This window comes from Amycolatopsis sp. NPDC049868, assembly GCF_044461365.1.
Taxonomy (GTDB): Bacteria; Actinomycetota; Actinomycetes; order Mycobacteriales; family Pseudonocardiaceae; genus Amycolatopsis.
This window is the reverse complement of the sequence record NZ_JBITKV010000005.1, coordinates 430,109-451,656: the sequence shown is the minus strand read 5'-3', so window position 1 is coordinate 451,656 and position 21,548 is coordinate 430,109. Positions and strand designations below refer to the sequence as shown.

Here is a 21,548-nt window from a genome sequence, read left to right as displayed (position 1 = left end):
CCGTTTCCACGAGAGTATGTCTCAGATCATATGTAGTAGGTGTGCTACATTCGATCGCAGCACTGAGATGGGGGTGACCAAATGAGAGATCCACACGACGTGATGATCTCCGTCAAAGATCTCCGGATGCGGTACGGCACGAACGACGTCCTCCACGGCGTCGACTTCACCGCGCACCGCGGCGAGGTGATCTGCCTGCTCGGCCCGAACGGGGCGGGCAAGACCACCACGATCGAGATCCTCGAAGGCTTCCGGATGCGGTCGGAGGGCGAGGTCAGCGTGCTGGGCGTCGACCCGGCGCACGCCGACGAGAACTGGAGGGCGCGGCTGGGGGTCGTCCTCCAGGCCTGGCGCGACCACGCCAAATGGCGGGTGCGCGAGCTGCTGGAGCACCTGGGCGGCTACTACGCGCCGTACTCCACGGATCGCATCAAGCGGCCGTGGGATCCGGACGAACTGGTCGCGGCGGTCGGCCTGACCGAGCACGCGGACAAGAAGGTTCGGATGCTCTCGGGCGGGCAACGGCGACGGCTCGACGTCGCGATCGGCATCGTCGGCCGTCCGGAACTGCTGTTCCTCGACGAGCCGACCGCCGGGCTGGACCCGGAGGCGCGGCGCGAGTTCCACGAACTCGTGCACCGGCTGACCGATGACGACGACACCACGATCCTGCTGACCACGCACGACCTCGACGAGGCCGAGAAGCTGGCCGACCGGATCCTGATCCTGAACCACGGCCGCATCGTGGCCGACGGTTCGGCCGACGCGCTGAGCAGGCAGATCGCCGGCGAAGCCGAGGTGCGCTGGACGCTGGACGGCCAGCGGTTCGTGCACTCCACGACCGAATCGACGAAGTACGTGCACGAACTGTTCAAGCAGCACGGGGACGCCATCGGCGATCTGGAGGTCCGGCGGGCGTCGCTCGAAGACACGTATATGACCCTGGTCCGCAAGGCCGAGTCCCTGGAGGCGGTGGGCGCGCGATGAACCCGATTCAGCACAGTGTCCGGCTGGGCGTCCGGCGCGGCTGGCTCGAAAGCCGCCAGATGATGACCAACCGGGAAGACCTGTTCAACACCTTCCTCTTCCCGGCGATCTTCGTGGTCGTCATGTTCTTCATGCGCGGCGCGAAACTGCCGGGAACGGAGTTCTCGCTCGGCGCCGCCACCGTGCCGAGCGTGCTGGGCGCGTCGATCGTGTTCAGCGGCATGCTCGGGATGGCGGGAGTCCTCGCCGTCGAACGCGAAGACGGCACGCTCCTGCGTGCCAAGGCCACACCGAACGGCATGATCGGCTACCTCGTCGGCAAGGTCGTCACGGTGTCGTTGAGCACCGTCGTCGGAATGCTGCTGGTACTGATCCCCAGCCTGATCCTGTTCGACGGCATCGCGCCCGGCGGGCTGACGTCGTGGCTGGGCCTGCTGTGGGTGCTGGTGCTCGGCCTCCTCGCCACGATGCCGATCGGCGCGATCTTCGGCTCGCTGACCTCGAACGCGCGCAGCATCGGGCTGATCATGTTGCCGACACTGGGGATCGGCGCGATCTCGGGGATCTTCTACCCGATCACCGCCCTGCCGGAATGGCTGCAGTACCTCGGGCAGGTGTTCCCGATGTACTGGCTCGGCCTCGGCATGCGGTCGGCGCTGCTGCCGGACTCGACGGTGATCATCGAGATCGGCCAGTCCTGGCGGCCTTGGGAGACCCTCGGCGTGCTGTCGATTTGGGCCGTGATCGGATTGACGCTGGCCCCGGTCATCCTGCGGCGCATGGCGCGGCGCGAGTCCGGGTCCTCGGTGGCGGCACGACGGGAAAAGGCGATGCAGCGAATTGGCTAGCTCATGAGCGAGGTCGTTTACAACCGGATCGCGATGTTGCGGGCGGAACGGGGCATTTCCCGCCGCGAACTCGCCGATGCGCTGGGCGTGCACTACCAGACCATCGGCTACCTCGAACGCGGCGAATACAGCCCGAGCCTCTACCTCGCCCTGCGGATCGCGGAGTTCTTCGAGGTGGCGGTGGAGATCATCTTCTCCACCGCCCCTTTCCCCCGGATCGGGGACTCCTCGTCCGAGCGGTCGGCGTGAGCCTGCTGGAGCGGGCGCACGCTCACGCGACCCGGCTGGGGCGCGATTGCATCGGGGGCGAGGAACTTCTGCTCGCCGTACTCGAGGACGGCGTCGGGCACGCGCTCCCCGACGCACTCGGAATCTCTCGCGATGTCCTTGTGCGACAACTGGAGCAAGCGGCCCACGCGGATTCGTCGCCCGCCGCCGGGACCGTCGACGGTCATCCGGTCACGGCCGAAGTCCTTGCCGTGCCCCGTTCCTCGGGTTTGGTGGAGTTGGTCGTCGGCCTGCTGGCCGCCGGTGGCGGAGCGGCTCGCGTCCTGGGCGAACACGGGGTGACCGAGGAGCGGGTGCGGGAGGCCTATGCCCGGATTTGGGCTCCCTTTCTCGACGAGAACGCCGTCTGGGGAAGTCCCGGGCCTGGCCCGACACGCGGCCCTGCCGATCCGCCTGCCGAGATCGACTTGCTGAGTTCCGAGATCGCCGAATATCGGCGACACAAGGAAGCGGCCATCGACGCGCAGGAGTTCACCCAGGCGGGCCTCATTCGCGACAAGGAGAAAGAGGTCGTCCGGCGGCGGTCCGAACTCATCCGGGAATGGGCCGCGACCGTCGACCCGGTGGATCTCGCGGAGGCGGTCATTTCACTGCGGGAGCAGGTTGCCGCACTTCGGCGCGATTAGTCGACTAATTGCGATGGTTGCTCGGGGTGAATCGGGGTTGGCGGCCGTTTCACTCTTCGGTGTTGTTTTCGCGTTTCGCGTGTTGCTTAAAATTACGAACACGTGTTCGACTGGATTGCGGTATTATGGAGGGGTGTCCGAGACCTTCCTTCCCGAGTTGCCGCAGGAGCTGTGGCGCGCCGGCAAGCTGGAGCTTGCGCATGGCGTGGAGCAGTCTCTGCAGGTGATCAGGGTGGCGACCGCCTGCCTGGGGCGGTTCCTGGCGGAGATCGAGTCTCGTGGTGCCAAGGATTTGTATGGGTATGGCAGTGCGGCGAGCTGGCTTGCGGATGTGGCGGGGTTGTCGCGCGCTGAGGCGGGTGCGGTGGTGAAGCGGGCCCTCGCCCTGAATCCCACCCGCGCCTTGGATGGCACCGAGGTTCCGTCTGTTGCTCCCGCGACCGCGGCGGTGGCGGCGCAGGGGTTGGTCGGGGATGAGCGGATCGATCAGATCCTGGAGATCTTGAAGAACCTTCCGGCCGAGATTTCGGCCGAGGAGCGGGCAGGTGCGGAGCAGATCCTCGCGAACCTTGCCTCGAGCGCCGGTCCGCGGCAGCTCGCCGATGCCGAGGCGAATCTACTGGGCTTGCTGGATCCGGATGGCAAGGAACCGAAGGAGCCTGAGCCGAAGGAGCCGCGCCGCGAGATCACCCTGGAACGCCGGAAAGACGGGTTCTGGAAACTGACCGGCCTCCTCGATGACGAAACCGGCGCCCGGACGGCGGCCGCGCTGGAGGCCTACGCCCAGCCACGCCCAGTCGACGAGTTCGGCCAGGCGGACTTGCGGATGAAGTGTGAACGCATGGGCGACGCCTGGGCCGAACTCCTCGATTTGGCGGTCGCGTGCCCAGACCAGCCCGGCACCAGCGGCTACCGCACGTTGGTGCACGTCACCATCGGACTCGAGGAGCTGAAGTCCGGTCTCGGCACCGCCTGCCTGGATTTTGTCGGGACGATGACCGCCCGGGAAGCCCGACTCGCGGCCTGTGACTGTCTGATGCTCCCAGTGGTCATGAGTTCCACGGGGGAACCGTTGGATTTGGGACGACTACGACGGTTCGTCACCCCAGGCCAGAGACGCGCGTTGAACATCCGGGACGGGGGTTGTGCGTTCCCCGGCTGTCATCGGAAACCCAAGAACTGCCACGCCCATCACATTCATCACTGGGCGGACGGAGGTCCGACAGATCTCCGGAACCTGGTCCTGCTGTGCGGGTTCCATCACCGACTGATTCATCATGGTGATTGGGAAGTGCGGATGGCGGCCGATGGGTTACCGGAGTTCATACCTCCTCAGTACCGGGATCCGCTCCGACAACCTCGGCGTAACACCCTGCATCACGTCTGAACATCGAGGAGCCCGTCGGCGACGGGCCCCTCGTCATGCCCGGCGGTGGACCGTGTGGATTTTGGGACATCTGACGTCCCAAAATCCACACAGTCCACCACCTCGGAGACGAAGACCAGCCAGACAAGCCCCAAAGCCCAAAGCCAACATGAAAACCTCCTCATCCGTCCTTAACGGACGCTTCAGGAGCGCGTCACAAGCTCATCACCGTGACCGCCTACACCTACACGACCAGCCCGCCACGAAAACCCAGCAAGACCGAGAAACCCAAGAACACCAAGGCTTGGCTGATCCCCGCCGCGGCCGTCCCGGCGCTGAGCACCGCGCTCGTGCCAGGCGGGCCGGGCTGGCAAGGCGCGGTGGTGCTGGCCGTGTTCGCCACGGCCGTGGGCACGTGGATCCTGACGCCACTGGACGACACGTGGATCGCGCTCGCGGCGGTGGCCGTCCTTGCCGTGACCGGGATTCTCGCCCCCGCCGATCTGTTCGCCACGCTCGGCGCGGATCTGGTGTGGCTGCTGATCGCGGCGTTCGTGCTGGCGGCCGGGCTGACCGGTTCGGGGTTGGTCGACCGGTTCGCGGCCGTATTACCGGCGCGGGCGCGATCGGTGCGCGGGCTCGCGCATCTGTCGACGGTCGCGTTGGTGGTCTCGTCGCTGGTGGTTCCCTCGACGTCGGGGCGGGCGGCCCTGGCCGTGCCGGTGTTCACCGCCTTGGCGAGCGCGCTCCCGCGGATGGCCAAAGCGCTCTCGGTGCTGTTCCCGACGGTGGTGCTGTTGTCGGCGGTCTCGACGCTCATCGGCGCGGGCGCGCATCTGGTGGCCGACCAGCTCCTGCGTGAAGCGACCGGCGGCGGCATCGGCTTCCTGCGCTGGCTGTTGCTGGGCCTGCCGCTGGCGGTGGTGTCCTCCCACCTCGCGGCCGAGGTCGTCCTGCGGCTGTTCACCACCCGTGACGACCGCCGTGAACGGTTCGACCTGCGCTGCCGGTTCCCGCCGCGAGGGCCGTGGACGCGGACGGAGCGGTTCGCGGCGGTCACCACCGGAGCCGTGCTGGTGCTGTGGTGCACCGAACCGTGGCACGGACTGCCGCCCGCGCTGGTCGGGCTCGTCGGCGCCTTGGCGATGTGCGTGCCGCCGCATCGGGTCACCACGGGTACGGCGCTGAAGACGGTGCCGTGGTCGTTGCTGCTGTTCACCGCCGCGACGGCCGCGCTGGGCGGCGCGCTGGTGGGGTCGGGCGCGGCGGCGTGGGTGGCGGACGTGGCCTTGAGTCCCGTCCGTGGCGCGCCGGCGTGGGTGGTGCTGGCGGCGGTGATCGTGGTGAGCACGGCCGCGCATCTGGCGGTGCAGTCCCGGTCGGCGCGGTCTTCGGTGCTGGTGCCGGTGGTGATCCCGCTCGCGGCGGCCACCGGGCTGGCCCCGGCCGCGGCCGTATTCGCCTCCACCGCGGCGGCGGGGTTCTGCCACACCCTCACCTCGTCCGCCAAACCCGTCGCGCTGTTCTCCGGCATCGACGGCGTGCCGACCTATTCGTCCCGTGACCTGCTCCGGCTTTCGGGAGTGCTCGCGCCGCTGCATGTGGTCGTCGTCGCCGTCTTCGCCTTGTTCGTCTGGCCGTGTCTCGGCCTGTCGCTCGTGCCGTGAACCATCAGGAGGAAGTCATGCGGATCGTTGTCGCCCCCAGTGGGTTCAAGGAAAGTCTCGGCGCCGAGGCCGCGGCGGACGCCATCGCCGAGGGCGTGCGGCGGGTCGTCCCGTTCGCGGAGATCGACCGCGTCCCGCTGGTCGACGGCGGGGAGGGTTCGGCCGCGGCGCTGGCCGGGAGCACCGGCGGGAAGATCGTGGACACCGTCGTCACCGGTCCGGTCGGGCTGCCGGTGCGCTCCCATTTCGCGATTCTCGGCGACGGGTCGACGGCGGTGGTGGAGATGGCGGCGGCCGCCGGTCTTCGCCTGGTGCCCGCCGATCGCCGCGATCCCGGGCGTACCACCAGCCGGGGTGTCGGCGAGCTGATGATCGCCGCGCTCGACTCGGGCTGTTCGTCGGTGCTCGTCGGCTGCGGCGACTCCGGCGTGTCCGACGGCGGGGCCGGGGCGCTCCAGGCGCTGGGCGCCCGCGTGCTCGACCGCGCCGGTCAGGAGGTGGGTCCCGGCGGGGCGGAGCTGGCGCGAGCCCGGCATATCGACGTGTCCGGGCTCGATCCGAGACTCGCGGGCACCGAGCTCCGGCTGGCGGTCAACCCGCACAACGTGCTGTGCGGCCCACGCGGTGTGGCCAGGGTGTTCGGCCCGCAGAAGGGCGCCACCCCCGAGCAGGTGGAACGGCTGGCGGCGGCGCTGGACAACTGGGCCGGCGTCCTGCGCCGCGATCTGGGCGCCGACGTCGCGCTCGTCCCCGGCTCCGGCGCGTCCGGCGGCCTCGGCGCGGGACTGTGCGCGGCGCTGGGAGCCCGGCTGCTGCCGCGGTTCGAGGTACTGCTGGACCACGTGGACCTCGACGCGCGGCTCGCGGCGGCCGATCTCGTGGTCACCGCCGAGGGCACGATCGACGCCCAGACCCCGCACGGGAAGGTGCCCGCCGAGGTGGCGCGCCGGGCCAAGGCGCACGGCAAGCCGGTGGTCGCGCTCGCCGGGCGGATCGGCTTGGACGCCGACACCACCTACGCGGTCGGTATCGACGCCTTCCAGGCCATCCAGCCCGGTCCGGTGGATCTGGACGAGGCGATCCTGCGCGGCGCGGAGTTCCTGACCGACGCGGCCGAACGGATGCTGCGGATCGTGCTGGTCGGTACCCGGCTGTCCGTGCCCGTTATGTGAAGATTCCTTCATCTTGTCCTCATCTTCGCCACATCGACGACCAGAAGGGTGGAGCCATGACCCGTTCGCCGCGTATCGCCCTGCTCATCGCCGCCGTGGCGCTCCCGCTCGGTGCGGCGGCGGTCACCTGGGCGTGGCCGGAGCCGCCCGCGCCGCGGGCACCGATCGAGGTGAAACTGCGGGATCACCCCGCGCCGCCCCCGCCGCCGAGCAGTTCCACGCCGGTGGTCGTGCCACCACCCCCGGTGGTCCCACCGGGCGACGACCAGGACGACGACGAGAGTGACGACTGAACCCCGCCGGCGGCGGCCCAGGATGCGGGCGGTCCCCGCGCGGATCCGGATCATGGGCTGGCTGCTGCTGCTCGTCGCCGTGGTGACGGTGTCGACGACGCTGGTCACCTACAACCTGTTGCTGCGCGAGGTCGACAGCGACGTCAACGCCGCGCTCGAACAGGAGGCCGCCGAGCTGGGCCAGGTGCTGGCCGAGGGGGTGGACCGCGCCACCGGGCAGCCGTTCCCGGACGTGCGGTCCGCGCTGTCGGCGCATCTGCGGCGCCAGTACGTCGACGACGACGAAGTGGTGCTGGCCTGGACGCCGTCGTCCGGGCCGATCCTGCAGGACCGCGAGGAGCCGTTCCGGCTTGGCGAGAGCCCGGGGCTGCTGAACCCGATCCTCGCCGACCCGGCGCGCAGCGGCACCGTCGAGACCCCGGCCGGGGAGATGCGCTGGATCCGCGTCGACGCGTCCGGCACCCGCGAGGGCGACCGCGGTTCGTTCGTCGTCGGCTACTTCGTGGACCGCGACCGCGCCGAGATCGCCACCACCGTGCGGACCCTGCTGTTCGTCGGGCTGCTCGGGCTCGTCCTGGCCGGGGCCGCGGCGTGGCTGGTCGCCGGGCAGATCCTCGCCCCGGTGCGGCTGGTGCGCCGCGCCGCCGCCGAGATCACCGAACACGACTTGACCCGCCGCATCCCGGTGGACGGCCGCGACGACGTCGCCGCGCTCGCCGAACAGTTCAACGCCATGCTCGACCGGCTCGACCTCGCGTTCGCCACCCAGCGGCGCTTCCTCGACGATGCCGGCCACGAACTGCGGACGCCCATCACGATCGTGCTCGGCCATCTCGAACTGCTCGACGACGACCCGGTCGCGCGGGCCGAGGCGATCCGGCTGTGCGTCGACGAGCTGGACCGGATGAACCGCATCGTCGGCGATCTCCTGCTGCTGGCCAAGGCCGAGCAGCCCGACTTCATCGCACTCGCCCCCACCGACGTCACCGAGCTGACCAGCGACCTTTACGCCAAGGTCCGCACCATCGGCGATCGTCGCTGGCGGCTGGAGGCGCTCGGCGAAGGCCAGGTGCCGCTCGACGAGCAGCGGACCACCCAGGCCGTGGTGCAGCTGGCCCAGAACGCCGTCCAGCACACCGAGGACGGCGACGAGATCCTGATCGGCTCGGCCGTGTCCGAGGACACCGTGTCGTTCTGGGTGGCCGACCACGGCCCCGGGGTACCGCGGGAGGACGCCGAGCGGATCTTCCAGCGGTTCGACCGGGGTCCGTCGGGCGGCCATCGGAGCGGTGCCGGGCTCGGGCTGGCGATCGTGCGCGCCATCGCCGAGGCCCAGCACGGCCTGGTGCGCCTGGAATCCGCCCCGGGGCACGGCGCCCGGTTCACCATCGAAATCCCTGTTCATCCAGCCGAAGGAGGCACGCCGTGGCCCGTATCCTGATCGCCGAGGACGAGGAGCGCATCGCGTCGTTCGTCCGCAAGGGGCTCGTCGCCAACGGTTTCACCACCACCGTCGTCGCGGACGGTGAGCAGGCCCTCCAGTACGCCCTCGGTGACGGCTACGACCTGCTGGTGCTCGACCTCGGCCTGCCCTCCCGCGACGGTCTGTCCGTGCTGCGGACACTGCGCGAACACCACAACACCACCCCGGTGGTCATCCTCACCGCACACGATTCGCCGCAGACCACGCTGGCCGGGCTGGAGGGCGGCGCGGACGACTACATGGCCAAACCGTTCCGCTTCGACGAGCTGCTGGCCAGGATCAGGCTCCGGCTGCGCCGCACCGAACTCGTCGCCGAGACCACCGTGCTGCACGCGGGCCCGCTGTCGCTGGATCTGCGCACGCGCCGCGCGGACGTCGACGGCGCCGGGGTCGACCTGACCTCGCGCGAGTTCGCCCTCCTGGAGCTGTTCATCCGCCACCAGGGCCAGGTGCTGACCCGCGAGCAGATCCTCTCCCACGTGTGGGGGTACGACTTCGACCCCGGCTCCAACATCGTCGACGTCTACGTCCGCACCCTGCGCGGCAAGATCGGGGCCGGCCACATCCGCACCGCGCGCGGTATGGGTTACGCGTTCGACCCCGGTCGCACATCACCTTGACTCCCGCCGGAGCGCACCGGAGAGTGAACTCCGACCCATGCGACGGCAGAGGGAGGAACCCGGTGAGAGTCCGGGGCGGTCCCGCCACTGTCACCCTCCCGGCACGGGAGGGGAGCCAGGAACTCCGGCCGTCGCGACCACCCGACCCGGGGCGCGGACACCCCGAGTGAGGACTGCCGTGATCCTGCTTCTGTCCACTTCGGACACCGACCTGCTCAGCGCCCGCTCCAGCGAGGCCGAGTACCGGCTGGCCAACCCGGCCCGCCTCGACCTCGCCGAGCTGCCCGCCCTGCTCGACGGCGCCAAGATCGTCGTCGTCCGGATCCTCGGCTCCGAACGCAGCTGGCAGGAAGGGCTCGACACGGTCCGCGCGAGCGGCGCGCACGTGGTGGTCCTCGGCGGCGAGCAGACGCCGGACGCGCAGCTCATGAAGCTGTCCACCGTCCCGGCGGGCACCGCGGCGGAGGCACACGCGTATCTCGCGCAGGGCGGCCCGGCCAACCTCACCCAGCTGCACCGGTTCCTGAGCGACACGCTCCTGCTCACCGGTGACGGCTTCGAGCCGCCCGCCGTGCAGCCGCTGTGGGGTGTCCTCGAACGAGAGAGCACCCGCAGCGAGGGCCCGGTCGTCGCGATCCTCTACTACCGGGCGCATCACCTGTCCGGGAACACCGAGTTCGTCCACGCCCTCTCCGACGCGGTCGAGGACGCCGGGGGCCGCGCGCTCCCGATCCACTGCGCCTCCCTGCGCAGCCGCGAGCCGGAGATGATGGCCGAACTGGCCAAGGCCGACGCGCTCCTGGTCACCGTGCTGGCCGCCGGCGGCACGAAGCCGTCGGAGGTCGGCGCGGGCGGGGACGACGAGGCGTGGGACGTCGCCGAGATGGCCGCGCTCGACATCCCGATCCTGCAGGCGCTCTGCCTCACCAGTGACCGCGAGACCTGGTCCGCGAACGACGACGGCCTCTCCCCGCTCGACGCGGGCAACCAGATGGCCGTCCCCGAGTTCGACGGCCGTCTCATCACCGTCCCGTTCTCCTTCAAGGAGATCGACGACGACGGCCTTCCCAAGTACGTTCCCGACGCCGAGCGCGCTTCGCGGGTCGCCAGGATCGCGCTCGCGCACGCCCGCCTGCGCCACACTCCCCCGCCGGAACGCCGTATCGCGCTGATGCTGTCCGCGTACCCGACGAAGCACTCCCGCGTCGGCAACGCGGTCGGCCTCGACACGCCCGCGTCCGCGATCGAACTGCTGCGCCGCATGCGCGACCAGGGTTACGACCTCGGCGAGGATCCGTTCCCCGGCGTCGAGCCCACCGGCACCGACCAGCCCGACGGCGACGCCCTGATCCACGCGCTCATCGCCGCGGGCGGGCAGGATCCGGAGTGGCTCACCGAAGAACAGCTGTCCGGCAACCCGATCCGCGTGCCCGCCGACAAGTACCGCGCTTGGTTCGCCGAGCTGCCCGCGGAACTGCGCGAGGGCATGGAGGAGCACTGGGGCCCCGCTCCCGGTGAGCTCTATGTGGACAACGGGGACATCGTCCTGGCGTCGCTGCAATCCGGCAACGTCATCCTGATGATCCAGCCGCCGCGCGGATTCGGCGAGAACCCGGTGGCGATCTACCACAACCCGGACCTCCCGCCGAGCCACCATTACCTGGCCGCGTACCGCTGGCTGGAGGAGGAATTCGGCGCGCACGCCGTCGTCCACCTCGGCAAGCACGGTTCGCTGGAATGGCTTCCCGGCAAGACCGCGGGTCTCTCGGACTCGTGCGCGCCGGACGCCGTCCTCGGCAATCTGCCGCTGATCTACCCGTTCCTGATCAACGACCCCGGCGAGGGCGCGCAGGCGAAACGACGCGCGCACGCCACGATCGTCGACCATCTGATCCCGCCGATGGCCCGTGCCGAGAGCTACGGCGACATGGCCCGGCTGGAACAGCTCCTCGACGAGCACGCCAACATCGCCGCGATGGACCCGGCGAAGCTGCCCGCGGTCCGCGCGCAGATCTGGACGCTGATCCAGGCCGCGAAACTGGACCACGACCTCGGTGTGGAGGAACGCCCGCACGACGCGGAATTCGACGACTTCCTGCTGCACATCGACGGCTGGCTCTGTGAGGTGAAGGACGCCCAGATCCGCGACGGCCTGCACATCCTCGGTGCAGCGCCGGTCGGCGAGGCGCGGATCAACCTCGTGCTCGCCATGCTGCGCGCCCAGCAGATGTGGGGCGGCAAGCAGGGCGCGGTCCCGGGTCTACGTTCCGCGCTGGGGCTAAAGGAGAACAGCGACACACCACTGTCCGAAGTGGACGCGATCGAGCAGAAGGCCCGGTCGCTCGTCGAGGCGATGGAGGCCAGGGACTGGTCTCCATCGGCCGTCGCCGAGGTCGTCGCCGAGGTCGTCGCCGAGGTGCCGGAACATCAGGAGGTCGCCCGCGTGCTGACCTTCGCCGCCACCGAGATCGTGCCGCGCCTGGCGGGCACCGGCGCCGAGATCGACGCCGTGCTCCACGCGCTCGACGGCGGCTACATCCCGGCGGGCCCCAGCGGTTCGCCGCTGCGCGGCCTGATCAACGTGCTGCCGACCGGCCGCAACTTCTACACCGTCGACCCGAAGGCCATCCCGAGCCGCCTCGCGTGGGAAACCGGACAGGCGCTCGCCGACTCGCTTCTTCGCCGCTACAAGGAGGACACGGGCGACTGGCCGCGTTCGGTCGGGCTCTCGGTCTGGGGTACGTCCGCCATGCGCACGTCGGGTGACGACGCGGCGGAAGTCCTCGCCCTGCTGGGTGTTCAGCCGGTCTGGGACGAGGCGTCGCGGCGGGTCACCGGCATCGAGGCGATTTCACTCGCCGAACTCGGCCGCCCGCGCGTCGACGTCACCGTGCGGATCAGCGGATTCTTCCGCGACGCCTTCCCGCATGTGATCACCCTGCTGGACGACGCCGTGCGCCTGGTGGCGAACCTCGACGAGCCGGACGAGCAGAACTTCGTCCGTGCCCACACCCGCGCGGATCTGGCCGCGCACGGGGACGAACGCCGGGCCACCACGAGGATCTTCGGCTCCAAACCCGGCGCGTACGGCGCGGGCCTGCTGCCGCTGATGGATTCCGGGAACTGGCGCGACGACAAGGATCTCGCCGAGGTCTACGCGGTCTGGGGCGGATTCGCCTACGGCCGCGATCTCGACGGCAGGCCGGCGCGCGAGGACATGGAGAACTCGTACAAGCGGATCGTGGTCGCGGCCAAGAACACCGACACCCGCGAGCACGACATCGCCGACTCCGACGACTACTTCCAGTACCACGGCGGGATGATCGCGACGGTCCGCGCGCTGACCGGGACCGCGCCCGCGTCCTATGTCGGCGACAGCACCACCCCGGACGCCGTCCGCACCCGCACCCTCGGCGAGGAGACCGCCCGCGTCTTCCGGGCCCGCGTGGTCAACCCGCGATGGCTGGCGGCCATGCGCAAGCACGGCTACAAGGGCGCCTTCGAGCTGGCTGCGACGGTCGACTACCTGTTCGGTTTCGACGCCACCGCGGGCGTGGTCGGCGACTGGATGTACGAGAAGCTCACCGAGTCCTACGTGCTCGACGAGGTCAACCAGGAGTTCCTGCGCCAGGCCAACCCGTGGGCGTTGCGCGGCATCATCGAGCGGCTGAACGAGGCTGCCGATCGGGGACTGTGGGCGGAGCCGGACGCCGATCTTTTGGCGCAGCTGCGCGAGGTCTACTTATCGCTGGAGGGGGACCTCGAATCCTGACTTCACCCGCTGGAGCAAGCCCATAGCACTCCCGGCGGTACCACTGTCATATGCGCAGAACTTAGCGTGACAAGGGCGGTGGGACGTCAATGATCGGGAGGACAGCGATGATCAAGCGTCTGTTGAAGGTCGTGCTTCGCCACGGCTGCTGCTCGGCGTGCACCGGTCAGGGCTGCGGCTGCTGCGACGCCTGCAAGTAGAAGCTCAGAGGTGGACACCCGGGATATGGGTGTTCGCGCGGCGGACGTCGGCGGCGAGGGCGGGTACCTCGATCACCCGGCGTCCGGCCGCCTCCAGTGTCTCGGCGCCGACGCAGTCGACGAACACCGACGGCTCGCGCCACGCGAAAACGACGCGCGGGATGCCGGCGTCGAGGATGAGCTGGGTGCAGCTTCGCGGATGTGACGTCCGCGAGCTGCACGGCTCCAGTGACGTGTACATCGTCGCCTCCGCCAGCCTCGGATCCCCTGGTTCGAGTTTGGCGAGCGCGGCTTCTTCGGCATGATCGGCGGGATCGCCGTCGCCCGAGAAACCGGTGGAGATCACTTCGCCGTCGGCGGCGGCGATGACCGCTCCGACGCGGAAGGTGCGCGGCGGGCAGTTATCCGCCAGCGCGATGGCCTCACGTAGCCGCAGGATGTCCACATCGGACGGTTCCGGCGTCGCGTGGTATTCCAGGACGGCGATGTCACCCAGCCTCGTCGTCCCGGCCAGGGTCAGTCCGCGCGGGAAAGCGCCCGGGCCGACGAAACGCGGCGCGCGCGGATCGCCGACGAAGAACGGCGCGACGGCCAGATGCAGTTCGTCGACCAGGCCTTCGGTGAGGAACTGGGTGTGGATCGCGCCGCCGCCTTCGACCATCAGCCGCCGGACGCCGCGCGCGTGGAGATCCGCCAGCATTTCGCTTAGGCCGGACAGTTCGACGACGGTCGCCTTCACACCCGTGACGACACCCGGCGGCGCGTAGACGAGCTTCTCCGTGTCGCCCACGGTGAAGAACTGAGCCGCCGGATCGAGTGATCCGCTCCGCGTGAGGGTGACCTTGACCGGCTGCTCCGGACGACCGGCCGCGACCCGTTGCGCGACCAGTTCCGGTGAACGCACCAGCAACCGCGGATCGTCGGCGCGCACCGTGTTCGCGCCGACCAGGATCGCGTCCGACGCGGCGCGCAGCCCGTCCACCCTGGCCCAGTCCTCCTGGTTCGACAGCACCAGCCGGGTGTCGCTCGCGTCGTCGAGGTAGCCGTCGAGCGAGACCGCGGCGGACAGCAGGACATGAGGGCGTTCGATCACGCCCGCCAGTATGCCCGCCGGTCGCCGAGGTGACAGACCGTGTCTCGGGGCGGTGGGGTTTGTGGCAAGGCCTCCGTTGCCGGGATCCGGCAACGGCTGGGCGGGGATCGGGGTGTGTCCCGGTGTCGGGTTGGGGCCGACACACCAGTGCCGTCGCCGGAAATCGACGACGGCCGCCCGCAGGCCCCGGAGTGTGTCCCCGTGTCGCGCCGGAGTCGACACACCAGTGCCGTCGCCGGAAATCGACGACGGTCGCCAGCGGGCCCCGGAGTGTGTCCCCGTGTCCCGTCGGGGCCGACACACCAGTGCCGTCGCCGGAAATCGACGACAGTTGCCCGCCGGAACCGGAGAACGACCCGAAGTCACGCAACCGAAGCCGACACCCGTTCCGTCGCCGGAATCCCGCGACAACCGCCCGCGGAATCCGGGTAACGACCCGAAACCAGGCGACCCACACCAACACCCGCACGTCGCCGAAATCCGGCAACGACTGCTCGCGCAAGCCGCGGAACGACACCGGCGCCGCCACCAAAATCCGGAAACCACTAGCCACAGAGCACCACGACAGTGCGACAACGGTCGACACACTGGCCGCCATTACCGAATATCGACGACGATGGCGGCAATCGCATGATCCAGAACTGGACCAGCTTCACGCCGTCGTCCTCCCAGGGCGACAGCCGCGGGAAAGCGAACGCGCGGCACAGAGCGAACGGACCCAAACCGGGTGCCACGGTGGATCGTCCGTCCTGCCCCTGTCGCCACGAAACGGCGACCGGCCTCCACCTTCCCCCCATGCTCCGGAAAAATCGATCGCCACGCGGCCACCCGCGGGCTACCCTGTCGCGGTGATCTTCTGAGACGAACCTGCGCCCTCATCCACCTCCTTCGCAGGGAGTCTCATGTCTTCTTCCTTGACGCTTTCCGACGTCACCTTCACCTGGCCCGACGGCGCACCGGTGTTCGAGCGCCTTTCGCTCACCCTCGGCGCCGGACGCACCGGCCTGGTCGGCACCAACGGATCCGGTAAGTCCACGCTGCTCAGGCTGCTCGCCGGCGAGCTGCGGCCCACGACGGGTTCCATCACCGCACCGGGTGACCTCGGCTACCTGCCGCAGAACCTCGTCCTCGACACCGGACGCCGCGTCGACGACGTGCTCGGCGTCACCGCGATCCGCGCGGCGATCAGAGCCGTCGAGGACGGTTCCGCCGCCGAAGAGCATTTCGCCACCATCGGCGACAACTGGGACGTCGAGGAGCGCATCCGCGCGATCCTCGACCGCCTCGGCCTGGGCGCCGTCCGCCTGGACCGGCTGGCGGGCGAGCTGTCCGGCGGCGAGCTCACGCTGCTCGGGCTGGCCGCCCTGCTGCTGCGCCGTCCTGCCGCGTTACTGCTCGACGAGCCCACGAACAACCTCGACCTGCGGGCCCGCGAACTCGTGCACCGCGAGGTGGCGGGCTGGGGCGGGATCCTCGTGGTGGTCTCGCACGATCGGGACCTGCTGCGGCTGGTCGATCGGATCGCCGAGGTCCGCGACCACGAGGTCACCCTGTACGGCGGCAACCTCGCGGACTACGAACACGCCGTCGAGGTCGCGCAGGAAGCCGCGCGGCGGCAGGTGCGCGCGGCGGAGTCGGACGTCAAACGGCAGAAGCGGGAGCTGGTCGAGGCCGGGATCAAACTCGCCCGGCGGGCCCGCTACGGCCAGAAGATGTGGGACACCAAACGCGAACCCAAGGGGCGCATGCGCAAACGCCAGGAGGACGCGCAGATCGCCGCGGGCAAGTACCGGAACCTGCACACCGACCGGTTGGAAGGCGCCGTCGAGGCGCTGAAAGCCGCCGAGGAACTGGTGCGGGAGGACGCCGAGATCCGCGTCGAGCTGCCGGAGACGACGGTCCCGCGTGGAACGGACGTGCTCCGGATCGACGCCGTACCCCGGTTCGGCCCGGCGGTGGACCTGCACGTCATGGGCCCCGAGCGGATCGCGCTCGTCGGCCCGAACGGTTCGGGGAAGACCACCCTGCTGCGGACGATCACCGGCGAGCTGCCGCCGAAGTCGGGCGAGGTGGGGCTGTTCGTCCCCGCGAGGCTGCTCCCCCAGCGGATCGACGTACTGGACGACGCCTTGTCCATTGTGGACAACGTGCGGCTCGTCGCGCCGTCGCTCACGGACAACGAGATCCGCGCGAGGCTCGCGCGCTTCCTGTTCCGGGGCAAGACGGCCGACCGCGAAGTGGCGGCACTGTCCGGTGGGGAACGGTTCCGGGCGGCGCTGGCGACGTTGCTGCTGACCGAACCCGCGCCGCGGCTCCTGCTGCTCGACGAGCCGACGAACAACCTCGACCTGGCGAGCGTACGGCGGCTCACCGAGGCACTGCTGGCCTACCGGGGCACGCTGATCGTGGCGAGCCACGACCGGCCGTTCCTGAAGGACATCGGCATCACGCGGTGGCTTGAGCCCGGACAGCCCCCGGCCGGGTGAACGCGCGCGAGTAACACCGGCGACCTCGATCCCGACTTGCAGGTGACCGTGAAGCATCGGCTTGTCTGCCCCTGGAGCGATCGTGGTCTTGTATTTCGCCTACGGCAGCAACATGTCCGAACCTGTGGTCCTCGACAGAGCACCTACGGCGACCCGCGTCGGCAAGGCCAGGCTGTCGGATCACCGGATCCGGTTCGGACGGCGGTCGAAGCGGACGGGCACCGGCGTCGCCGACATCGTCGCCGCACCGGGCTTCATGGTGATGGGGGTCCTTTACGAGGTACCCGAAAAGGAATGGAAGGGAATCCTGCGCAAAGAGGGCGCGCTAATGCAGGAGCCCGCTTATCGCGCCGTCCAGGTGACCGTGTTCTCCTTCGCGGACAAGAAAAGCCGGACCGCCACTTCCTTCGTCGTCACGTCGCCTTCGGAGGTCGAACAGATCCCTTCGGCGGACTACCTCTCCGCCATGATCACCCAGGCGGAGGATCTGAAGTTCCCCGCCTACGCCGCCTTTCTGCGCTGGCTGAGGAAGCGAGCGATGGAGGTGAGCGCCCCGCCGCTACGTGAAGGACTTCTGGTCTCCGGTACGAACGTCCAGAAAAGACCGGGAGGGCATTACCTCGTCCGGGTCAATCCGCGGACCCTGGGAAAGGTGAAGAGCAGACTGGCCACCGTCGAGTTCGACGGTCGTGTCACCGTGGCCGCCCTCGATTCCGCCGAAGAGGTCGCCGAGAACTCTTGCGAGATGGACCAGAACCTCCGCCATGCCTTGGGCATGATCGGACAGAACTGCTACGGCTACACGGCGGTGGTCCATCCGCTCAGCGGCGTGCGGAACCGGGTCGACCTGGTCAGGCCGCGCAGCCTCACCCTCCTCGTCCACCAGACGAACTGGATCGACAGCGAGAAGAGGATCTGCGTGCTCCATGAACGCAGCCTGGCGCTTTTGGGCATCAAAGAGGGCGAGCACGTCGAGATCCTGAACGTGTGGCGTGAGGAATCCGGCGTCCTGTCCGTCAAGAGGATCAAGCTCCGCGCCCACACTTCCGAGAAGCGCGCCGACCAGCCCCGTGAGTACCCCGGCTTCGACCATGTCCACCTGGACCGCGAATGCCGGAGCGAACTCGGGTTCCCAGCGGATCGGAGCGACTTCCTGAATCGACCGGTCCTGGTCCGGCCGAGTGTGCACCGGTTGCTGCAACAGCGGATAGCCAAGTACGGGGTGACCTTCTTCCTCGGGATAGCATCACTGAGCCAGTTGCTGGCCCTGTTCGCGCCCACCCTGCCGAGCCTGCTTCGTGGTCTCATGGCGATCGCCACCGCCGTCCTCGCGACGGTGGTCGTCGCCTTGCTGGACATCCGCGCGAGCTTGAGCCACTGAACCGACAACCCACCCGCCGAACGAGGGAAATCTGTGAACAGCCCCAGCAGCGTGATCGACGCCGACCCGCCGAGATCCGGCCTGGCCGACCGGCACTTCGTCCGCCATCTCGAGAACGCCGTCGCCGAAGCAGGCGGGACGATCGCATGGCACGCCGACCACTGGCTGGCGGAGATCCGCCGCGACGCGGACCGCGCGCTCGTCCTCGGCTACGCCTTCCCTGTCAACAACGTCGTGGCGGCCAAGATCGCCGACGACAAGGCGGCGAGTTCCACCATCATGCGGGCGGCAGGCGTTTCCTGTCTCCACCAGTCCCTGTGGCGGCCCACCTGGCGGGGTAACCGGCCCGTCGACTGGCCTGGCGAACTTCCCGTCGTCCTCAAGCCGAACGCCGAAAGCGGCGGTCGTGACGTCCACCGTGTCCGCACGGAAGGCGAGCTGGAGGACCTGGTCTCCGCGCTCTCGGAGCGCTACCGCGCGCTGGCCTGGTCCCGTCTCGTCGAAGTCGAGGACGAGTTCCGGGCCGTTCTCCTGGACGGCGAGCTGCTTCTCGCCTACCGCAAGGTAAGGGCGCCGGACAGCCAGGAGTGGCGGCACAATCTGCACTTCGGGGCGGTGCCTGAGGTGTGCGTGGCTCCACTGACCACCGAACGGCTGGCGACCTTGGGGCGAAGCGCCATGGACGCGTTGTCCTTGCGCTTCGCCACGGTCGACATCGTCACCGTCGAGGGAGATTTCCTGGTGCTGGAAGTGAACAGCGGGGTTTCCTTGGAGAGGTTCAGCCACCACAGCGAGGAGAACTTCCAGCTGGCAGGCGGGGTTTACGCCGAGGCGATCCGCGCCTGCTTCGCCTGAGTCAGGCGTCGAAGTCCACCGTCACCGAATCGGACACGGGCACCGACTGGCAGGTGAGGACGAAACCGGCGTCGACTTCGGCCTTCTCCAGCGCGAAGTTGCGCCGCATGTCCACCTTGCCGTCGCAGATCTTCGCCCGGCAGGTGCCGCACACCCCGCCCTTGCAGGCGAACGGCAGGTCCGGGCGGAACTTCTGCGCGCCGTCGAGCACCGAGGTCCCGCGCGGCAGCGTCATCGTCGTCGACCGGCCGTCGAGCACCAGCGTGACCTCGCTGGACGCACCCACGACGGCCGGGTCGACGTGCCGCACCGGCTCCGGCGGAGTGTCCACATAGAACAGCTCCTGGTGGACCTTCTCCTCGGCGACGTCCAGCGAACGCAGGAGTTCCTGCGCGCCGGTCACCATGTCGAACGGCCCGCACAGCCACCAGTGCGCGACGTCCTCGACCGGGATCAGCACACTGCACAGGCGCCGCAGCTTCTCCACGTCGAGCCGTCCGGTGAACAGTTCGGCCTCGCGCGGCTCGCGGGAGAGCACGTGGACGAGTTCGAGCCGCGCGGGGTGACGGTCCTTCAGATCCGCGAGGTCGTCGGCGAACATGACGGTGTCCGTACGGCGGTTGCCGTAGAGCACGGTCACCGTCGCGTCGGAGTCGCTGAGCAGCGAAGACGCGATCGACAGCACCGGCGTGATCCCGGATCCGGCCGCGATCAGCACGTGATGGCCGGGAACGTTCAGGTCCGGGGTGAAGCTGCCGGTGGGCGGCGCGACCTCGATCTCGTCGCCGGGTTTGACGTCGCGCACGAGCCACGACGAGAACAGCCCGCCCGGCACCTCGCGGACGCCGACCCGCGGCGCGGCGCCGGCGGGCGCGCAGATCGAGTACGAGCGGCGTTCGTCGCGGCCCTCGATCTCGCGGCGCAGGGTCAGCGACTGGCCCGGTTTGAAGTTGAAGGTGTCCGCGAGATCTTCGGGGACGTCGAAGGTCACCGCGACGGCGTCGTCGCACAGGCGCTGGACGTCCGCCACCTTCAGGGGGTGGAAACCCGTGCGGCGCAGGGTCGCTGTCACTAGATCTCCTTGACGTGTTCGAACGGTTCGAGGCAGAACCGGCAGCGGCGCAGGGCCTTGCACGCGGTCGCGCTGAACCGGGACTGCTCCTCGGTGTCCGCGGAACCACAGTTCGGGCAGCGGACCGACGACACCGCCGGGCTCAGCGTGAGCGGGATCGGCCCGGTCCGCCGCGGCGCGGCCCCCGGCGGCGCGATCCCGGCCTCGGCCAGTTTCCGTTTGCCATCCTCGGTGATCCAGTCCGTGGACCAGGCGGGCTGCAGCACCGTGCGGACCTCGACCTCGCCGTAACCCGCGCCCGTGAGCGCGTGCACGAGGTCGTCGCGCATGGTGTCCATCGCCGGGCAACCGGTGTAGGTCGGCGTGATCGCGACGACCACCCGGCCGTCCTCTTCGGACACTTCACGCAGCACGCCGAGATCGGCGAGGGTGAGCATCGGCAGTTCCGGATCGGTGACCGTGGCCGCCACGGCGTACGCGGTCACCATGTCGCGTCCGGATGTTCCCTGGCGACACTCTGCAGCGTCGCCAGCAGGTAGCCCATTCGCTCGGTGTGCACGCCGTCGCGGCCCATCCGGCCGGAAACCCCGGCGATGGTACCGATTTCGGGACGCTTCAGCGTCGCGACGGCCAGCACCTGGTCGAGGATCGCGTCGAATTCCGGCCGCAGCGACGGCGACTCGACGAACTCGGCCTCGTGCGCCGCGAAAAGCTCGTCCACGTACGGCCAGACCGCGTCGAGACCTTCCTGCATCCGCGCGTGGGACAGCTCGGTGCCGTCGCCGAGACGCACGGCCCACTGGGCGGCGTAGTCGCGGTGGTACGCGACTTCCTTGACACCCTTGTCCGCGATGGCCGCCAGCACCGGATCGACGATGGTCCGCAAACGCTGCAACAGGGCGAGCCGCCAGATCGAGAACACCAGCAGCCGCGCGATCAGATGCCCGAAGTGCCCGCCTTCGAGTTCGGCGAGGCGAACGTTGCGGTACTCCTGCTCACTGCGGAAGAAGGCGTACGAATCCTCCGAACGCTCGCTGCCGTCGGCCTTGCCCGCACGGGCCAGCAGCAGCCGCGCCTGGCCGAGCAGGTCGAGCGCGATGTTGGCGATCGCGACCTCGTCCTCCAGTTCGGGCGCGTTCGTGCACCACTCCTGCAGCCGGTGCGAGAAGATCAGCGCGTCGTCGCCGAGCATCAGGCAGTAGGCCGCCAGCCTGGCACCGTCCACACCGGACGGAACCGTGGTGTCCACACCGGACAGTGGGTCTTCGAACCCGGTGCCGAAGGCCCAGCGGGAGTCGTTCTCCTCGGTGATCGCCTCGTAGGCGTTGTCGAAGCTCAT

At 69.3% G+C, this 21,548-nt stretch carries 18 protein-coding genes and 1 riboswitch; of the genes, 14 read left to right on the top strand and 4 right to left on the bottom strand.

All coding sequences use genetic code 11. From position 1 onward, the window contains the following. Positions 1-81: 81 nt before the first annotated feature. The 11 genes from ACIBTM_RS23680 to cobN all read left to right on the top strand — a co-directional run bounded on the left by ACIBTM_RS23680 (position 82) and on the right by cobN (position 13,122). Positions 82-987, top strand: a complete 906-nt coding sequence (locus tag ACIBTM_RS23680; RefSeq protein WP_038517852.1) for an ABC transporter ATP-binding protein — start codon at positions 82-84, stop codon at positions 985-987. Continuing rightward, positions 984-1,835: an ABC transporter permease gene (locus ACIBTM_RS23675; RefSeq protein ID WP_395879247.1), complete on the top strand. Its 852-nt coding sequence runs from the start codon at positions 984-986 to the stop codon at positions 1,833-1,835. Before ACIBTM_RS23680 ends, ACIBTM_RS23675 begins: the two co-directional genes overlap by 4 nt. Before the next feature lie 3 nt (positions 1,836-1,838). Beyond that, the gene (locus ACIBTM_RS23670; RefSeq protein WP_005162705.1) at positions 1,839-2,084 is read left to right on the top strand and encodes a helix-turn-helix transcriptional regulator; all 246 of its coding nucleotides are present in this window, start codon (positions 1,839-1,841) and stop codon (positions 2,082-2,084) included. Further along, positions 2,081-2,749, top strand: coding sequence for a Clp protease N-terminal domain-containing protein (locus tag ACIBTM_RS23665; RefSeq protein WP_395879246.1), 669 nt, complete (start codon positions 2,081-2,083; stop codon positions 2,747-2,749). The genes ACIBTM_RS23670 and ACIBTM_RS23665 overlap by 4 nt, the downstream gene beginning before the upstream one ends. A 133-nt stretch (positions 2,750-2,882) precedes the next feature. Beyond that, positions 2,883-4,136, top strand: coding sequence for a DUF222 domain-containing protein (locus ACIBTM_RS23660; protein WP_395879245.1), 1,254 nt, complete (start codon positions 2,883-2,885; stop codon positions 4,134-4,136). A 209-nt stretch (positions 4,137-4,345) separates the two neighbouring features. Beyond that, the gene (locus tag ACIBTM_RS23655; RefSeq protein ID WP_395879244.1) at positions 4,346-5,782 is read left to right on the top strand and encodes an SLC13 family permease; all 1,437 of its coding nucleotides are present in this window, start codon (positions 4,346-4,348) and stop codon (positions 5,780-5,782) included. A gap of 17 nt (positions 5,783-5,799) precedes the next feature. Beyond that, a complete protein-coding gene (locus ACIBTM_RS23650) occupies positions 5,800-6,954 on the top strand; it encodes a glycerate kinase (protein WP_395879243.1) in 1,155 nt (384 codons plus the stop codon). Between the two features lie 56 nt (positions 6,955-7,010). Beyond that, on the top strand, positions 7,011-7,247 hold the full coding sequence (locus ACIBTM_RS23645; RefSeq protein ID WP_395879242.1) for a hypothetical protein: 237 nt from the start codon (positions 7,011-7,013) through the stop codon (positions 7,245-7,247). Further along, positions 7,237-8,688: a sensor histidine kinase gene (locus ACIBTM_RS23640; RefSeq protein WP_395879241.1), complete on the top strand. Its 1,452-nt coding sequence runs from the start codon at positions 7,237-7,239 to the stop codon at positions 8,686-8,688. Before ACIBTM_RS23645 ends, ACIBTM_RS23640 begins: the two co-directional genes overlap by 11 nt. Beyond that, a complete protein-coding gene (locus ACIBTM_RS23635) occupies positions 8,673-9,350 on the top strand; it encodes a response regulator transcription factor (RefSeq protein ID WP_395879240.1) in 678 nt (225 codons plus the stop codon). Before ACIBTM_RS23640 ends, ACIBTM_RS23635 begins: the two co-directional genes overlap by 16 nt. A gap of 52 nt (positions 9,351-9,402) precedes the next feature. Continuing rightward, positions 9,403-9,475, top strand: a riboswitch (cobalamin riboswitch). Positions 9,476-9,528: 53 nt separating this feature from the next. Further along, positions 9,529-13,122, top strand: coding sequence for a cobaltochelatase subunit CobN (gene cobN, locus ACIBTM_RS23630; RefSeq protein ID WP_395879239.1), 3,594 nt, complete (start codon positions 9,529-9,531; stop codon positions 13,120-13,122). Positions 13,123-13,326: 204 nt separating this feature from the next. On the opposite strand, the gene ACIBTM_RS23625 is transcribed toward cobN, so the two are convergent. Next, on the bottom strand, positions 13,327-14,415 hold the full coding sequence (locus tag ACIBTM_RS23625) for a dihydrofolate reductase family protein (RefSeq protein WP_395879238.1): 1,089 nt from the start codon (positions 14,413-14,415) through the stop codon (positions 13,327-13,329). Between the two features lie 902 nt (positions 14,416-15,317). Between ACIBTM_RS23625 and ACIBTM_RS23620 the strand changes: the two genes are divergently transcribed. The 3 genes from ACIBTM_RS23620 (at position 15,318) to ACIBTM_RS23610 (ending at position 19,137) form a co-directional block, all read left to right on the top strand. After that, the gene (locus tag ACIBTM_RS23620; RefSeq protein WP_395879237.1) at positions 15,318-16,901 is read left to right on the top strand and encodes an ABC-F family ATP-binding cassette domain-containing protein; all 1,584 of its coding nucleotides are present in this window, start codon (positions 15,318-15,320) and stop codon (positions 16,899-16,901) included. A gap of 82 nt (positions 16,902-16,983) precedes the next feature. Beyond that, complete coding sequence (locus ACIBTM_RS23615; RefSeq protein ID WP_395879236.1) at positions 16,984-18,282, top strand: gamma-glutamylcyclotransferase family protein; 1,299 nt, start codon at positions 16,984-16,986, stop codon at positions 18,280-18,282. A 33-nt stretch (positions 18,283-18,315) separates the two neighbouring features. Continuing rightward, the gene (locus ACIBTM_RS23610) at positions 18,316-19,137 is read left to right on the top strand and encodes a RimK family alpha-L-glutamate ligase (protein ID WP_395879235.1); all 822 of its coding nucleotides are present in this window, start codon (positions 18,316-18,318) and stop codon (positions 19,135-19,137) included. 1 nt (position 19,138) lies between these two features. Here ACIBTM_RS23610 and paaE read toward each other — a convergent pair whose 3' ends face one another. From paaE to paaC, 3 genes are read right to left on the bottom strand one after another with little or no spacing between them, the layout of a single operon-like run. Continuing rightward, positions 19,139-20,209 (bottom strand): 1,2-phenylacetyl-CoA epoxidase subunit PaaE, encoded by a 1,071-nt coding sequence (gene paaE, locus ACIBTM_RS23605; protein ID WP_395879234.1) that lies wholly within the window; start codon positions 20,207-20,209, stop codon positions 19,139-19,141. Further along, positions 20,209-20,697 carry a 1,2-phenylacetyl-CoA epoxidase subunit PaaD gene (gene paaD, locus ACIBTM_RS23600; RefSeq protein WP_037346628.1) on the bottom strand — a complete coding sequence of 163 codons (489 nt, stop codon included), beginning with the start codon at positions 20,695-20,697 and terminating at the stop codon, positions 20,209-20,211. Before paaD ends, paaE begins: the two co-directional genes overlap by 1 nt. Next, positions 20,691-21,548, bottom strand: a complete 858-nt coding sequence (paaC, locus tag ACIBTM_RS23595; protein WP_395879233.1) for a 1,2-phenylacetyl-CoA epoxidase subunit PaaC — start codon at positions 21,546-21,548, stop codon at positions 20,691-20,693. Before paaC ends, paaD begins: the two co-directional genes overlap by 7 nt.